Genomic DNA, 13,725 nt, shown 5'->3' with positions numbered 1-13,725 from the left:
TTTAGGGAAAATAAAAAACCTCTTCACAAAAAAGAAGAGGTTAGTAGTTGAACTAACATCCTCTTATCTGTCAGCTACTGCTGCAAGAATTAGCACCGTGCCTACTCGCGTAAGTCGGTTGCCGGGTTTCATAGGGCTAGTCCCTCCACCTGCTCTTGATAAGAAAAATGTAGATATGATATTTTTTTAAAATCTAAATTGGATTATGACAGGGTGCAAAATACTTGTCAACATAATTTTCTAATAAATTAAAATATACTGCTTTTTATATGTGTGATAAAGCTATGCTATGTTTGCCGGGAAATAGATATGACAGTCCTAAGAAATAAATTTCAAACCGACAGCCGCTCCTAACACCATGGCAATAAACAGCATGCGCAACCATGTTTTAGGCTCCCCGTATAAAATCATGCCTAAAATCGCTCCACCTGAAGCACCAATACCAGTCCACACTGCGTATGCCGTACCCATCGGAAGGGTTTCCATGGCGAGTGCAAGGAACAGGAAGCTTGCCAAAAAGCTTGCGAACAATCCGCTAATGGACTTCCAATTGCGACTTTTATGCACTTGACTGATCATCGCCACACCTGTCATTTCAAACAATCCAGCAATGACTAAGAATATCCACGCCATTAGGATTCCACCTCTTCCTGTTCTTTTGTCACCAGCTTAAGCCCGACAACCCCAATTAACAGAAGTGCAATCAAGGCAATTTTTGCGATACTAAATGATTCCCCGAAAAAGAGGATATCCGCAATCACTGTACCAGCTGTACCAAGTCCGACAAACACTGCATACACGGTTCCAACAGGAAGTGTTTTCCCTGCCATAATCATTAAATAGAAACTCACCGAAATCGCAATTGCCGTGCCCAACCATGTCCAGATATCATCCGCATGCTTGAGACCAATTACCCAAAACACTTCAAAAAATGCTGCTATGAAGACTTTCATCCATTCTTTATTCATGAAAACATACTCCTTTTCCAAATCAAAATAAGCCCGAGAGATAAACGTATCATACGTCATCTCCCAGGCTTTTATCCTTCCGTGTATCTTTGCGTGTGTGCAAAGCGTTTTCTCTTGGACCAGACCAAACCGGTTGTTTGCGGAACCCTAGAAAACTTGGCCGCCATTGTGAAAATGGCGCTTTATGCATTTATTAATTCCATGGCTAGAATAAACTATATTTTACAGAGAGTCAAACGATGCGCTCGCTTTAAAGAAACAGTTGTAACAATTGGAAGTAAATGTAATACTTAATGGTAATATATTTGGTTGTTGCGGAAGGAGAATCACAATGAAAACCTTCAAAAATAAGATCATTATTTTGATCATGTCCATCGTCATTTTCGTCATTTTTTATCAGTTACTTGGTTTTTTTGCAGGTAATCTACTTCCTATCTCTCCGCTTGGTACGATGATTGGATTGATCATTCTTTTTCTTCTCATCCCGATTTCGTATTTGTTAGCGCATGAAAAAGTTATTAAAGATCCCCATATGATTGAGTTTTTAAACAAGAAAAAACTCTCCATTAGAAATGAGAGTATTAAAGTGAATCAATTTATTTATATATGACTGCGTTTAGTTAATTCCAAGGTGTCTGTGATGAATTTAATTGAGAAAATCTCTTTTCTTGTGCTCTTTGAGTGGACTTACTTATAAAGTCCATAAATCGCGTCAAAGATATTTTTTTCCAAGGTCTTCGTTGAATTTCCACGTTAATGACTCTCCTTTAAATCGCATTTTTTATTTTTCCTTTATCTAGCTTTTAGAGGTATTCGTTGTCGTTTATGAAATGGAAATGTGGCAATGGTTCCCGCGACTCCACTGATGGCTAAAAACGAAAGGATTGCGATAGGTAAAGCTTTCTTTTTCAAACGTGTTTGACTCATGTAGGACCTCCTTGGATTTGAGCTTGCACCTTTAGTGTAGTCGATGAATATGAAGAGGATGTGAATGACTTGTTAAGACATTATTTAGAAAATGAGCTTTTAATGCGAAGTTATAAGAAATCAACTGGTAACTTCTCCTTTTTCAAACGAATTTTGTTGGCTTCAATACAAGCACATCGAACTTTCGTGGTAAACTACTACTAGAATTTACCGTGTGAAACGAGGTTTTACTTATGATTCGAACATTTGGAGTTACCGTTGATAGCCAATTAGAAATGGACTTTCCTTTAGAAGATCTACATAAAAAGTCATTCGACTGGTACTGGATTGATTTTGACAAACCATCAGCCACTGAATGGGCTTTGCTTGATTCGTTCTTTCATTTCCATCCACTGGCGATTGAAGATTGTTTACACCGCTTGCAGCGCCCGAAAGTCGATTACCACGATGGATATCATTTCTTTGTCGTCCATACGCTGAATGAAGAGACGCTTGAAGCCGAGGAGTTGGATTTATTCGTCGGAAAGAATTTTGTTGTTACTTTCCATCATAATGCCGTTCAAGAATTGGACTTGGTTCGAGAAAAATTGCAACGCGATGCTTCCTTCTGGGAACGTGGAGCGATTTATGCGATGTATCAAATTCTCGACAAAGTGGTTGATTCCTACTTTCCACTTGTGTACAAGATTGAGGACCATTTGAACGAAATTGAAGATCAGATGACGTTTGATATGAAGCATTTTTCGATGGATACCGTCTTTGAAATGCGCAGTGACTTGTTATGGTTGCGCCGAACGATTTTGCCGATGCGTGATTTGATGTACCGTGTATTAAACTCGAGTCGTTTTAACCTTCAACAGCACGAACATTCCTACTTTGCGGATATTTCTGATCACCTCGTCAAACTGACAGAAATTGTGGAGTCAAACCGAGAACTTACAGCGGATATTCGAGATAGCTATATGGCAATGAACTCCAATCGAATGAACCGAATCATGATGATTTTAACGATTGTATCCTCCATTTTCATTCCACTAACATTTGTAGCAGGGGTATATGGCATGAACTTTGAAAACATGCCGGAACTCGAGACGAAATACGGCTACTTTTTCGCTTTAGGCGGAATGGCACTTATCGGATTGTTAATGTTCGCCTGGTTTAAATACAAAGGCTGGCTGAATTTATTCAAATCATAATGAAAACCATCTCCCGAAAAAAAGGAGATGGTTTTTTATTTGATCGGTTTCCAGTTCATAAGTTCAAACAGGATTTTCCCATTGTAGTATCGAAAATAGAAATAGGATGAAGAACTCAATTTCAGAAAATTTTTGGGGAGGATTATAAGATGAAGGAAAAGTTACTAAGAGTTGGAACTACATATTTACCTGTTACAGACGTAGAGCTATCTTCGGAATGGTATGTACACAAATTAGGTGCTGAATTAAGCTACAAAGACAACGATAAAGCTATTCTTAATTTAGCTAACCAAAGTATATTCCTTGTTAAGTCTAGAGATAATCAAAGCTCGAACTTCTATGACATTAATGGGAATGAACATTTCTCTATTACCTTTGAAGTGAATGGATTATCTGCTTTAGAAAGTATACACAAGGATTTCAATGAAAAAGAAATAAGAATTGGCGATATTGAAAACCGAGGGCACACAGGAAAAAACTTTGTTTTTTATGATTTAGATGGGAATAAATTTGACGTTTGGAGTGAATTAAGCAACATATATAAAGAGAAATTCTTAACTGCTAATAAGCTATAGAGTGATGGTGTTACAAGGCTAAACCCATTAACTTCACTTATTGTCCATAAAAAAAAGGAGCTTTACGCTCCTTAAATCGGCTGAATTATTCTTCGCCTTCTTCAGTGTTTTTGTTTTCAGAATCTACTTCGTCCTTCTGGTCACCATCATTGACACCATTATCCTGGTCAACTCCGTCACCACAACCTGCTAAACCACCCAAAACGATTCCACCTACTAGACTACTTGCTAATAATGTTTTTTTCCAATCTGCCATGTTAGTTTCCTCCTCATATTTTGTGTTAGTTGAATGTTTCTAATGTTCTAATTCAAATTTACCCCTATACAAAACATATAAACCTCATCCGTAAATGTTAATCAAAATAGTCATTTTTTCTTTCTTTATTAGTCGAACAATAAAACAGCTCAGCAGATTCCTGCTGAGCTGTTTCTTTTATTCCTTTCCATCCGTCAGAAAGGGTTCATACATGGTAATGGCATGGTTTTCAGTAATGAATTCGTCATCGATTCGTTCTCCGAAATGGTTGAATACTTCACGGTATATCGTGTTGTGACGTACGTACCCTCCCCATTGTTCTAATGTAAACCAATGCTCTTTTTCATAAACATTGTAGGTCGTCAAAGAAGGTTGTGTCGATCGCCATTCGCCTACCAAAGATTGATCGGTTACGTAAATGATTAGTTGGTAAGATTCATTCGTTTCATTTTTAATCTGCAGGTCCAAATAGTTATATGCACAAGTTGCCCCGCTTCCAAAGGGTTGGCTGCGCTTGGAATCCGGAAATACATCGTAACTGTGACGGTAGCGTTCAGTTACTTGAAGTGGAGTGTGCAACGTCATCCAGTAAATTAAATTGGATAATTGGCACAGTCCGCCGCCGGGACCAGATCGCACTTTTCCATAATGTAGAATCATGCCGTCAAGATAACCTTTCCGCCTCGTCGTTTTTCCAATTGTCTTCCAGTAGGAAAACGTTTCACCTGGCTGAACGACGATTCCACTTACCTTTTTGGCTGCAATCCTCAAATTCTTAACTTTATTATATTGCAGTTGCATGTCCACATCTTTTAACTGACGCAGCAACGGTGTCTTGTGTTTGAAAACTCGATATTCCAGTGATTCATTTCGCTTATTTTTTGCGTACTTTTTTTCATCCAGTACCCATTCAGCATATCGTTTCAGCCGATAAGCTTTAGTTCCCATCCATATACGGGAAGCACTTCTCTTTTTCGGTTTAAGAGATTGCAATTTAATGCTCCTTTCAATTTTAAAATCATTTTAATCGATATCAATGTATTCATCTATTACGTTATTCTCCACCAGGGAGTTAAATCCTTTTTTCTGGAAATATGAACTCGCCCCAACTGGATGCTTTGGGGTACTTCAAAGCCATGGAGAGAGATTAAAAATCACACTTTGAGGGAACCGTCATCTCAGCGCAAGTTAACTTGACTCTGAGACCTATCTGAGCGATAAATAGTCTAGTTTGAGCGATAAACTCGATTTTTGACCAATAAATGGTTCAGTTTGAGCGTTAAATTTTTCACAAACTTTCACATTACACAAAAAAGCTCACCCTCAGTCTGAGAGCGAGCTTTCCATTTATTATAATTCAATGGTTTCAGGTGGTTTTCCACTTTTGTTCATAAGACGAACGCTTTCTGGTTTTACAACCAATATCACTAAGTTCGGGTCTTCTGGACCTTCGAACCAATTTTTCATATGGTCGTTCCAAATTTTTTCTTTCAAACTTTCGTCTTTACTTTCACTTACTTTGCCTTCAATCTCTAGGAATGCATCCCCGAAGCCTTCTCCGTCATAGCCAATCAAAATATGTGTATATGGATTGGCTTCAATGTCTTCAACTTTATGCGTGTTTTTATTGGTTGGCGTAAATAAAGTGAATTCTTCATTGAAGAAAGTCATGTATCTTGAGTGTGGTTTATTATTTTTTATCGTTGCCATCGTGCCGGTTCGACTTTCTTTTAAAATATTCAATGCTTGTTGTTTACTCACTCTTAATCAGCTCCTTTCCTGAAAGTATTCCATTCAGTTCAACCAATTAAACATGACAACGTGCTGTTATTCCGCTAAATATTGGTAAAGCTTATCGTCATCAACATTCGCTTTTCCACGTCCATCTCGATTGTTTGAGACGAAGTACAACTCCTCACCATTTGAAAATACATCTCTTATTCGTCCATACCCCGTAATTTTATCCTCTAATTCACCAGATTCGGGATTAATGACGAGAATACCTTCTCCTCGCAAAGCTGCAACATACAATTTCCCTTTATGAAACGCCATGCCAGAAGGTGCCCATGTGACATTTGCGCCTGAATGAAGCCATGGAGTCACATATCCTTCTCGTTCTTCGCTACCTTCAATTAAGGGCCAACCGTAGTTACTGCCCGGTTCGATTTTGTTTATTTCATCATTGGCAGATTGTCCATGTTCAGAAGCAAATAAAACGCCATCATCCGACCAAGCGAGGCCTTGAGGATTGCGATGACCCAGACTAACGGTTTCCCATTGATTGTTTGCATTTAAACGGATAATTTTCCCGTTTTTAGAATCGGGATCTTGGGCAAGTTGTGGATTTGACGCATCCCCAATCGTTGCATACAACAACTGATCAGGACCGATTTCAAGTCGACCTCCATGATGGACATTGCCGGTTGAGATTTCGTCTAAGTGTATGGCGGTTTCTTTCCAAACTTCACCTTCTAATTTTAATGTGACAATACGATTGAATGGACCATTTCCCGCATCGTAATTGTAATAGGCAAATGCTGTTTTTGTTTCTTCGAACGTCGGTTTCAGGACAAATCCAAGCAAACCCGCTTCAGAAACTGTCGCTAAAGGCGTGGTAAAATCTACTTTTTGATGTTCGACAGTGCCATCCGCTTGAATATAGGCAATCGTGCCGACCCGTTCAGATATGTAAAAGTCCTTCCCAGACTGGTTGATGGACCAAGGGACTTGAAGATTTTTAGCTACTTCTTTAATTAACTCTGGTTCTTCAGAGTTGTTTTGTTCAAATATTCCACACCCACTTAACAGAAGAAGGCATGAGGTGAAGATTACCCATCGCTTCATGACCAATCACCTCTTTACTCTTTCTTACAATTATACTGAAAATTTAGCCTTTTTATCTAGAGATTCGTTGCGACAATTTGTATAATCAACGCTATCGTTACAATGCGTAATAAAGGTTTCACATATTCTTTTTTCAATTTACGAGCTAGATGCACCCCGATTTGCGCACCACTTACCGAGCCCAACAATAGTGCAATGGTTACCGCCCACATAATTTTCCCCGTCGCTATGTACATTAATGCCGCTCCGAAACAACTTGAAAAAATTGCAATGCGGGCTAGTCCAACAGCCCGAATATAAGAAATGCCTAGATGAGATAGCACGTACATCATCAATGTGCCAGATCCCGGTCCAAACACCCCATCGTACAGACCGATGCCAAATAGACCGACCCCACTTTTCTTACTAACGACAAGCAGACGATTTCCTTCAAAATCACTCGATCCCATAAATGAAGTAAGCAATGCGAAACTCAGGAGGACAACGGCGATTATTGTCAATGTGCTTTCTGTTAGAAAGGACGCGATTAATCCTCCTGATATTCCCCCACCAAGACAAAGCGGAACGATGATGAACGCTTCTTTGACGGTAACTTCTTTATACTTATAGATCACGATGAAACTAGATAAGGAGCTGACTGTATTCGAGACCTTATTTGCGCCAATGGCTGAGTGAACCGGTATTCCCATTAGCAACATGGCCGGTAAACTGATTAAGCCACCACCTCCAGCCAAAGTACCCAGCACATTCGCAATCAAACCTATTAAAAATAACCAAATGTAATCCATGAGCTACCTCTTTATCAAGTTAGTATGTTTATGCGAGTTGGAGAAGGGTATTTCATATAGTAATGAACTAGAAATTAAATGACAAATTAGGAGGAAAGCACATGACAAAAGACAATGGATTTTCTGACAAACTTAAAGGTGAAGTAAACAAAGCCAAAGGTGAATTGAAAGATCATATTGGTAACGCAACAGATAATACATCACTTCAAGCTGAAGGCAAGTTCGATAAAGCTAAAGGTGCCGTACAAGAAAAAATTGGTGAAACGAAAGATCGCCACACTGATTATAAATAATAACAAAAAAAGTTGCTCTCATTACTCGAGGGCAACTATTTTTATGTTAATAATGAATGAAATGGCTTCAAGAGCAATACTTGAAAACCTTCAAATGTATCAACTAAACGAGAGCACCCAAAAATCTAAAATTTCCTTTTAATCTAATGCTCTTTTTAATCGTAAAGAAGTGTGAGCACTTGTCAATTCGGAATCATTTGCAGGCTCTTCTTTAACGAAAATGAATCCTTTTGCTTTATAAAATGGGATTCCTTTGTCATTTTCTTTTTCCACCGAAACCCACTGTTCCGTGGCATTATACTCTACTTGTTGGAGTCGGGTATAAGCTTCCAGTAATTGAGTTCCAATTTTCTTGTTCCGCTTCTCTGGATGCAAATAAAGAACGTAAATTTCTGCTGTCTTGGAGTTGGTCATACCCCCACCGATTGCCCCGACAATTTCCCCTTCAACCTCTGCCACATAGTAACCATTCCATTTTTTCGACAAATCACTGATTTCCTTCAAGATTCGTTTAGGAGTATAGTACCTATCAATGATATGTTCAATCTCTTGCTTCGTATATATATCCCCATATGTAAACCATTGACCTTCCGTACAGACCTTGACAATTCCATCCTCATCCCCGGGCTTTGCTCGGCGTATGATTGTATCTGGTACATATAGATGCAGCGCATATTGCTGACCTTTTGAACCTATGTAGCGACGTCCCTCATCTTTGAAACCAGCCTTTAAATAAACATGTCTAGCAGCTTCGTTGCGTTCATTGACCCCAAGTACCACTTCGTCGAATTGCGGAAAATGCCGATGAATAAAAGTTGGAAGAGCATGTATCGTTTTCACTGCAATTCCTTGACCTTGGGATTCCGGATGAATGGAAAATCCCCTTAATAAAATAGAATTCGGGTTGTCAGTATAAAAGAAACGGTCATTTCCGGTATCCAGGACAAAGAACCCAACGATATGATTCCCTTCCAAGATGGTGACGGGAGTTCTGGAATAATTGTCGTTTTTCAGCAGCTCTAATGGGTGTGCCGTAAACTCAAGCTGGTCGGGAGGTAACGGGTAAAATTGGAATGCTTGTTGATGATCTGGATTGTAAGGTACAAGCGTAATGCTTTGTGGCATGATGAAAATCTCTCCTTCTTAAGTTGTCGATCGAGTTATTTTATTGAACTCGATTTTAACGTAACCACGACTATTTCAGGCAAGTTAAACAGGCGAATCGGAATGATGCTATTTCCAAGTCCTCGACTGACAATCAATTTAGATGACCCACCTTCATGAATGCCTGCTGTATATTTTGGAAAGTAACCTTGACCAGGCGCAACAAGGCCACCAACGAATGGGATACGGAACTGACCGCCATGTGCATGTCCGGAAAACGTTATATCCATTCCCGCATCTATATAGGATTGAAAATCTTCTGGGCGATGGGCAAGGAGAATTGAAAAAGCGTCATTCGGAACATTGGAAGAATCAATCATTTGTGAAGCTGTCGCACCATTTAATGGGTCTTCTATCCCTGTTAAGGATATCGACATTCCGTCACGTGTTATGTTCACGGTTTCATTGGATAACACGCGCACGCCACGAGTGGTGAGTTCCTCTTTTATATGTTCCACATCATTCGTTGCCACTTCATGATTTCCTGTCACGTAGTACACGTCCGTTAATTCCACAATTTCCTCGATGAGCGCAAGACTGTTGGGTAAATCATAGCGATTGCTATCAATCAAATCCCCGGTAATGACAATCATATTTGGCCTTGCCTGTTTAATTTTATTCACTAACCGCTGTTGATTTTCACCAAAAGTAGCATCCTGTAAATCTGAAATTTGCACAATCCGATATCCATCAAAAGATGAAGGAATCTCAGAAGATTCTACGGTATGATTCGTAACGCTGAGCCAGTTGTTATTCACATATAAGAAGCCAATCAGACAAGCGACGGCAATGATACCTTTCAATAGTTTTCGAAACATGTAAAACTCCTTTTAATAAGCAAGACCCACTCTAACGTTTATAAACTGAGGGTCCAGCAATTCTTTGTAAGCGAACTCAGCAGTGTCCCCTACAGATATTTCAACGCCATCTTCTGGTAAAAAGTTCCGTTCGATTCTCCACTGACCCGTCGCCTTTCCATCCGGTAAATAGGTTGGGCAGACAACTGTCCATTCCAGATTCGTTGTAACAAGCTGTTCATAAGCCTTTGCATGTTCTTCTGCCGCAAAGGTTAAACGACGTTTTGATTCAGTTGACTGAAAGCGGTACTCTTCAGGGTTGGTACGACTTTGCAAAATCCCTGCCGTGCCGATTGTGACGATACGTTTTATTTCTTCTTTTTGCATGGCTTCAATAATAAGCGGGATCGCATCTGTCAGTGTTGTGGTTTTATCAGTACCAATTGCACTGAATACGGCATCCGCACCTTTAATCGCTTCACTCACCGATTGTTGTTCTCGGATATCGCCTTCTAGAATCGTTAAATTTTCATGAGGCGTTAGTTTGGATGGTGTGCGTACAAGAGCTTTCACACGATGACCATCTTTTAAAGCGCGTTGTAAGATTTCATTTCCGACACGACCTGTCGCACCAAATATCGTAATGTTCATGGAGATTCCCCCAACTATCGTTTTCTTTAAGCATAAAGGAATGCGAATGGTCTGGCTAATGATTCAACCAAGGTAGTCTCTATCACTGTATACGGAAGCCCGGCGTTTTATAACGTGGTACAGACTCAGGCTTTTTCCGAAGGTCTAAATTTTCATAATCCAGGTCATAATCAAACGGCATGGCAGAATCACTCCTTTTCTACCTGATACCCGTTATTTAGGCGCTACAATCTCTAATTTTATCCGGTCCGGATCTTCAAAAAATACAGCGTACGTATGATTGCCTCCTGCAAAGGGATGACGATCTTTATATAGAATGTTTACGCCACGGTTTATCAATTCTTCCGTCAGAGCATCAACTTGCGTGCGGGACTCCCCATGAAATGCGAGGTGGTTTAAGCCTGTACAACCTCGGTGGAATGACGCATCCGCATGCTTCTCCTCTGTTTGTACAAAAACTAGATATGTATGATTGACCTTATAACTAAATCCTTTATCCCATTGTTGATAGAGTTCATAGCCTAGCATCGGCAATAGAAAGTCATAAAAGGCGCGGGATTGCTGTAAATTGGAGACATTCATTTCTACGTGATGTAACATGCTTATCCTCCTTTTTCGAGGGCGTATTTGTTCGATTAACAAAAGCTATAACGCCTCGTTCATTTCTTCTGACCATTGAATCCACCATTGATGAGGCAATTCTACTTTAGTGAGGTCCAAGTCCTGCAATATCTTAGACGAATAAGTATTAATTAAAAACAAATCCCATTGGGCTTCAATGTCTGTCGCAACCCACGTAGCGAGGGTTTCAAATTCATTCAACTCTTCTCGTTCGTCATCATCAAAAAACATCGTTAAGTTATCACACCACTTACTAAAATCAAATTGTGAAAAACTGTTTTCTTTATTACATACCTTATTTAGTAAGTCCTTTAAATTTTCAGGTGTATAAGCCAAAGTGATGCTCGTTTCATTCCAATTCCAATTCACTTCTTCACCCCTTGATTTTGATTTCATCCTTTATTATCAAACTTTCGAGTCTACTCTAAAGAATACCACAGCAGGATTTCCACTCGTTCTGTCGAATTGAAAAAGAAGGGATTGGAGGAATTACATATGAAAAATTTATCGATTGAGTCCATTGGTCAAATTGCCGTCAATGTAAAGGACGTGCCTCGAGCTGTCGCTTTTTACAGAGATGTAATCGGCTTGCCGTTACTGTTCGAAACAGATGGACTGGCGTTTTTCCAATGTGGAGAAACACGTTTGTTATTGAGTTTGCCGGAGAAAAAAGAGTTTGACCACCCCAGCTCCGTGCTGTACTTCAAAGTGAAAGAATTGAATTCAACAGTGAGCACCATGAAAGAAGCGGGAGCAGATTTTTTTGATGAACCCCATATGGTTGGAAAAATGGGCGATATTGAAATCTGGATGGCTTTCTTCAAAGATGGTGAAGGCAATACACATGCAGTTATGAGTGAAATTTAAGCAACGAACCCTTCCAAAGCTTCAGCATGGAAGGGTTTTTCTTTTCAAGAGGAGACGCAGCCTTCTCCCATTTAAGTTTTTGTCCATTCAATATGAGTTTTCGTCCAATCGGAGCATAAAACTCAATCACGCTTCAATTTTCATCAGATCCAACGGCGTGACAATACCGACCAGTCCATCTTTGTCAGTAATCAGCAATGCTTCGAGTCTTTTTCCTTTTGCCATTGCCTCTTTAAAAAGTTCTTCCGCTTCAAAAATCGACATTTCTCGTGGGACGAAAAGATGATTTTCTTTCTTTTTTTCATGTTGAAGAGTGGATTCGATAGTCATTTCCCAGGAAATATCCTCTTTTTCGACATGGTTTGCAAGCCAGAAGGTAATTCCCACCGCAGTTAATAGGCCTACAAAAACTTTACCTTCATATACGGGTATTTGGGTAAATTGTTTATCTCTTATCATGACTAAGGCATCAAGTAACGTGTCTTGCGCTTGGAGTGTGCTTACTTTTCGTGCAAACATTTCTCCTACGGTAACTGGTTTTGCCAGTGCTTCATCAATTGCTTCAAGAGCTTGTACAATTTCATCATGGGGTTCAGCAATGGCATACTCTGTTGAGGTTTGATGATGGACGATGGCATTTCGCAGTGTGGCATATTCTTTTAAATCCTCTTCAAATCGTCTGACAACGGCATTCTTCCGTTTCGAAAGCTCAACTAATTTATAAAATGACAGATGATCATTGGTGCCAATAATGTCTTTCATCGAATGTTCAATGCGATGAAAAGCCGTCAAAAAGCGATTGGAATTCCGAATTGATTGCTCGGCCTGTTGTGTTTTATCCATTTTGCATTCCTCCCGTTCGCAACTCTTTCTACATAGTTTGCTTATTTTCCTGTCGTTCTATTACAATTACTGTAAGAAGAGGTGTTGAAATTGGAAAACCTATTAAATTGTCCTTATTGCAATCCGCAAAAGGATTCTAAACAGCGTATTGTGTTTGAAAATGAATATTGCCAGTACTTACAACATCCCAATCACCAAACCATTTTAGAAGGCAGTGGACTAATCGTTCCAAAAATCCATCGACAAACGGTTTTTGATTTAACACAGGAAGAATGGAACGCTACATATGAATTGATGCAACAAGTGAAGTCCTATGCGGACGAGAACTACTCACCAGACGGATACACACTAGGCTGGAATGTTGGAGACGCTTCAAACCAATCGATTCCGCATGCGCATTTTCATATTTTGCCTCGTTTTGCAGACGAACCTTATGCTGGAAAAGGCATTCGTGCATGGTTCAAATCGGAAGAAAATCGCAGACCCGGAAAATAACATGTATATCGGAATTTTCTCGAATGGTCAGGATGGAAATTAATAAATGGTCAAAATCCCCTTCGAGTCAGAAACCACTTCACACTCGACAAAAACGTTACACGACTGACAAAATACAAAACCTATTTTATTAAAATACATATTTCACTCCTGTATGAGCAACCTAAGCTGAAAACAAAAATCAGGTGAAACAGGAGGTAAAAGTTTGTATATGAAATCTATATTATTAGTCGTTTTGGCTATGTTTATGCTTGCTGGTTGTGGAACGGATAAAGGTACTTCCATCGGTACTCAACAGGGACCAAGTGATCAAGATAAAGACTTCGTACCTGGAGAGAATAAAACAGATGGTGAAGAACCAACGATGGACAAATCAGATATACCAGATGCTGATGGTGCAGCTGACGATAACGACCAAAAATAAGCCTACAAAAAAATCC

21 protein-coding genes and 2 riboswitches are annotated in these 13,725 nt (G+C 39.5%); of the genes, 7 read left to right on the top strand and 14 right to left on the bottom strand.

Features of this window, described 5'->3' with window-relative positions:
• Positions 1 to 60: 60 nt before the first annotated feature.
• Positions 61 to 165, bottom strand: a riboswitch (SAM riboswitch).
• Between the two features lie 153 nt (positions 166 to 318).
• The gene (locus tag MHH33_RS00750) at positions 319 to 633 is read right to left on the bottom strand and encodes a multidrug efflux SMR transporter (RefSeq protein WP_016429811.1); all 315 of its coding nucleotides are present in this window, start codon (positions 631 to 633) and stop codon (positions 319 to 321) included.
• Positions 633 to 968, bottom strand: a complete 336-nt coding sequence (locus tag MHH33_RS00745) for a multidrug efflux SMR transporter (protein WP_342542659.1) — start codon at positions 966 to 968, stop codon at positions 633 to 635. Before MHH33_RS00745 ends, MHH33_RS00750 begins: the two co-directional genes overlap by 1 nt.
• Positions 969 to 1,026: 58 nt before the next feature.
• Positions 1,027 to 1,130: riboswitch (guanidine-I (ykkC/yxkD leader) on the bottom strand.
• Between the two features lie 169 nt (positions 1,131 to 1,299).
• Between MHH33_RS00745 and MHH33_RS00740 the strand changes: the two genes are divergently transcribed.
• Positions 1,300 to 1,578: a hypothetical protein gene (locus tag MHH33_RS00740; protein ID WP_342542658.1), complete on the top strand. Its 279-nt coding sequence runs from the start codon at positions 1,300 to 1,302 to the stop codon at positions 1,576 to 1,578.
• Between the two features lie 182 nt (positions 1,579 to 1,760).
• Here MHH33_RS00740 and MHH33_RS00735 read toward each other — a convergent pair whose 3' ends face one another.
• Positions 1,761 to 1,895 (bottom strand): hypothetical protein, encoded by a 135-nt coding sequence (locus MHH33_RS00735; protein ID WP_016429808.1) that lies wholly within the window; start codon positions 1,893 to 1,895, stop codon positions 1,761 to 1,763.
• Positions 1,896 to 2,128: 233 nt separating this feature from the next.
• Between MHH33_RS00735 and corA the strand changes: the two genes are divergently transcribed.
• On the top strand, positions 2,129 to 3,091 hold the full coding sequence (gene corA / locus MHH33_RS00730; RefSeq protein WP_342542657.1) for a magnesium/cobalt transporter CorA: 963 nt from the start codon (positions 2,129 to 2,131) through the stop codon (positions 3,089 to 3,091).
• Positions 3,092 to 3,240: 149 nt separating this feature from the next.
• Positions 3,241 to 3,666, top strand: coding sequence for a VOC family protein (locus tag MHH33_RS00725; RefSeq protein WP_342542656.1), 426 nt, complete (start codon positions 3,241 to 3,243; stop codon positions 3,664 to 3,666).
• Between the two features lie 85 nt (positions 3,667 to 3,751).
• Here MHH33_RS00725 and MHH33_RS00720 read toward each other — a convergent pair whose 3' ends face one another.
• The 5 genes from MHH33_RS00720 to MHH33_RS00700 all read right to left on the bottom strand — a co-directional run bounded on the left by MHH33_RS00720 (position 3,752) and on the right by MHH33_RS00700 (position 7,554).
• The gene (locus tag MHH33_RS00720; protein ID WP_016429805.1) at positions 3,752 to 3,922 is read right to left on the bottom strand and encodes a hypothetical protein; all 171 of its coding nucleotides are present in this window, start codon (positions 3,920 to 3,922) and stop codon (positions 3,752 to 3,754) included.
• A gap of 177 nt (positions 3,923 to 4,099) precedes the next feature.
• Entirely contained in the window at positions 4,100 to 4,921 is an 822-nt protein-coding gene (locus MHH33_RS00715) for a VanW family protein (protein ID WP_342543708.1), read from the bottom strand.
• Positions 4,922 to 5,272: 351 nt separating this feature from the next.
• Positions 5,273 to 5,683 carry a pyridoxamine 5'-phosphate oxidase family protein gene (locus MHH33_RS00710; protein ID WP_016429803.1) on the bottom strand — a complete coding sequence of 137 codons (411 nt, stop codon included), beginning with the start codon at positions 5,681 to 5,683 and terminating at the stop codon, positions 5,273 to 5,275.
• A gap of 66 nt (positions 5,684 to 5,749) precedes the next feature.
• A complete protein-coding gene (locus tag MHH33_RS00705) occupies positions 5,750 to 6,766 on the bottom strand; it encodes a PQQ-dependent sugar dehydrogenase (protein WP_342542655.1) in 1,017 nt (338 codons plus the stop codon).
• Positions 6,767 to 6,822: 56 nt separating this feature from the next.
• Entirely contained in the window at positions 6,823 to 7,554 is a 732-nt protein-coding gene (locus MHH33_RS00700; protein WP_342542654.1) for a sulfite exporter TauE/SafE family protein, read from the bottom strand.
• A 101-nt stretch (positions 7,555 to 7,655) separates the two neighbouring features.
• On the opposite strand from MHH33_RS00700, the gene MHH33_RS00695 reads away from it, so the two are divergent.
• Positions 7,656 to 7,847: a CsbD family protein gene (locus tag MHH33_RS00695; protein ID WP_342542653.1), complete on the top strand. Its 192-nt coding sequence runs from the start codon at positions 7,656 to 7,658 to the stop codon at positions 7,845 to 7,847.
• 138 nt (positions 7,848 to 7,985) lie between these two features.
• Here the strand turns inward: MHH33_RS00695 and MHH33_RS00690 are convergent, their stop codons facing one another.
• The 5 genes from MHH33_RS00690 to MHH33_RS00670 form a co-directional block, all read right to left on the bottom strand.
• Complete coding sequence (locus MHH33_RS00690) at positions 7,986 to 8,972, bottom strand: GNAT family N-acetyltransferase (RefSeq protein WP_342542652.1); 987 nt, start codon at positions 8,970 to 8,972, stop codon at positions 7,986 to 7,988.
• A 35-nt stretch (positions 8,973 to 9,007) separates the two neighbouring features.
• A complete protein-coding gene (locus MHH33_RS00685; protein WP_342542651.1) occupies positions 9,008 to 9,829 on the bottom strand; it encodes a metallophosphoesterase in 822 nt (273 codons plus the stop codon).
• 12 nt (positions 9,830 to 9,841) lie between these two features.
• Positions 9,842 to 10,459: an SDR family oxidoreductase gene (locus tag MHH33_RS00680; protein ID WP_342542650.1), complete on the bottom strand. Its 618-nt coding sequence runs from the start codon at positions 10,457 to 10,459 to the stop codon at positions 9,842 to 9,844.
• Positions 10,460 to 10,672: 213 nt separating this feature from the next.
• Positions 10,673 to 11,059, bottom strand: coding sequence for a VOC family protein (locus MHH33_RS00675; protein WP_342542649.1), 387 nt, complete (start codon positions 11,057 to 11,059; stop codon positions 10,673 to 10,675).
• A 45-nt stretch (positions 11,060 to 11,104) separates the two neighbouring features.
• Positions 11,105 to 11,449 carry a hypothetical protein gene (locus tag MHH33_RS00670; RefSeq protein ID WP_342542648.1) on the bottom strand — a complete coding sequence of 115 codons (345 nt, stop codon included), beginning with the start codon at positions 11,447 to 11,449 and terminating at the stop codon, positions 11,105 to 11,107.
• Between the two features lie 126 nt (positions 11,450 to 11,575).
• Here MHH33_RS00670 and MHH33_RS00665 point away from each other — a divergent pair, with 126 nt between their 5' ends.
• The gene (locus tag MHH33_RS00665) at positions 11,576 to 11,947 is read left to right on the top strand and encodes a VOC family protein (RefSeq protein WP_342542647.1); all 372 of its coding nucleotides are present in this window, start codon (positions 11,576 to 11,578) and stop codon (positions 11,945 to 11,947) included.
• 126 nt (positions 11,948 to 12,073) lie between these two features.
• Here the strand turns inward: MHH33_RS00665 and MHH33_RS00660 are convergent, their stop codons facing one another.
• The gene (locus MHH33_RS00660) at positions 12,074 to 12,790 is read right to left on the bottom strand and encodes a CBS domain-containing protein (RefSeq protein WP_342542646.1); all 717 of its coding nucleotides are present in this window, start codon (positions 12,788 to 12,790) and stop codon (positions 12,074 to 12,076) included.
• A 90-nt stretch (positions 12,791 to 12,880) separates the two neighbouring features.
• Here MHH33_RS00660 and MHH33_RS00655 point away from each other — a divergent pair, with 90 nt between their 5' ends.
• The gene (locus tag MHH33_RS00655) at positions 12,881 to 13,285 is read left to right on the top strand and encodes an HIT domain-containing protein (protein WP_016429794.1); all 405 of its coding nucleotides are present in this window, start codon (positions 12,881 to 12,883) and stop codon (positions 13,283 to 13,285) included.
• Between the two features lie 205 nt (positions 13,286 to 13,490).
• Positions 13,491 to 13,709, top strand: a complete 219-nt coding sequence (locus MHH33_RS00650; protein ID WP_016429793.1) for a hypothetical protein — start codon at positions 13,491 to 13,493, stop codon at positions 13,707 to 13,709.
• Positions 13,710 to 13,725: the final 16 nt, after the last annotated feature.

It is taken from the genome of Paenisporosarcina sp. FSL H8-0542 (genome assembly GCF_038632915.1).
Taxonomy (GTDB): Bacteria; Bacillota; Bacilli; order Bacillales_A; family Planococcaceae; genus Paenisporosarcina.
This window is presented reverse-complemented; position numbering and strand designations above follow the sequence as displayed.

What these genes read in the sequence shown, in the direction of transcription:
- MHH33_RS00750 (WP_016429811.1), bottom strand. Translation starts at nt 633, where the DNA reads ATGGCGTGGATATTCTTAGTCATTGCTGGATTGTTTGAAATGACAGGT.
- MHH33_RS00745 (WP_342542659.1), bottom strand. Translation starts at nt 968, where the DNA reads ATGAATAAAGAATGGATGAAAGTCTTCATAGCAGCATTTTTTGAAGTG.
- MHH33_RS00740 (WP_342542658.1), top strand. Translation starts at nt 1,300, where the DNA reads ATGAAAACCTTCAAAAATAAGATCATTATTTTGATCATGTCCATCGTC.
- MHH33_RS00735 (WP_016429808.1), bottom strand. Translation starts at nt 1,895, where the DNA reads ATGAGTCAAACACGTTTGAAAAAGAAAGCTTTACCTATCGCAATCCTT.
- corA (WP_342542657.1), top strand. Translation starts at nt 2,129, where the DNA reads ATGATTCGAACATTTGGAGTTACCGTTGATAGCCAATTAGAAATGGAC.
- MHH33_RS00725 (WP_342542656.1), top strand. Translation starts at nt 3,241, where the DNA reads ATGAAGGAAAAGTTACTAAGAGTTGGAACTACATATTTACCTGTTACA.
- MHH33_RS00720 (WP_016429805.1), bottom strand. Translation starts at nt 3,922, where the DNA reads ATGGCAGATTGGAAAAAAACATTATTAGCAAGTAGTCTAGTAGGTGGA.
- MHH33_RS00705 (WP_342542655.1), bottom strand. Translation starts at nt 6,766, where the DNA reads ATGAAGCGATGGGTAATCTTCACCTCATGCCTTCTTCTGTTAAGTGGG.
- MHH33_RS00700 (WP_342542654.1), bottom strand. Translation starts at nt 7,554, where the DNA reads ATGGATTACATTTGGTTATTTTTAATAGGTTTGATTGCGAATGTGCTG.
- MHH33_RS00695 (WP_342542653.1), top strand. Translation starts at nt 7,656, where the DNA reads ATGACAAAAGACAATGGATTTTCTGACAAACTTAAAGGTGAAGTAAAC.
- MHH33_RS00690 (WP_342542652.1), bottom strand. Translation starts at nt 8,972, where the DNA reads ATGCCACAAAGCATTACGCTTGTACCTTACAATCCAGATCATCAACAA.
- MHH33_RS00685 (WP_342542651.1), bottom strand. Translation starts at nt 9,829, where the DNA reads ATGTTTCGAAAACTATTGAAAGGTATCATTGCCGTCGCTTGTCTGATT.
- MHH33_RS00680 (WP_342542650.1), bottom strand. Translation starts at nt 10,459, where the DNA reads ATGAACATTACGATATTTGGTGCGACAGGTCGTGTCGGAAATGAAATC.
- MHH33_RS00675 (WP_342542649.1), bottom strand. Translation starts at nt 11,059, where the DNA reads ATGTTACATCACGTAGAAATGAATGTCTCCAATTTACAGCAATCCCGC.
- MHH33_RS00665 (WP_342542647.1), top strand. Translation starts at nt 11,576, where the DNA reads ATGAAAAATTTATCGATTGAGTCCATTGGTCAAATTGCCGTCAATGTA.
- MHH33_RS00660 (WP_342542646.1), bottom strand. Translation starts at nt 12,790, where the DNA reads ATGGATAAAACACAACAGGCCGAGCAATCAATTCGGAATTCCAATCGC.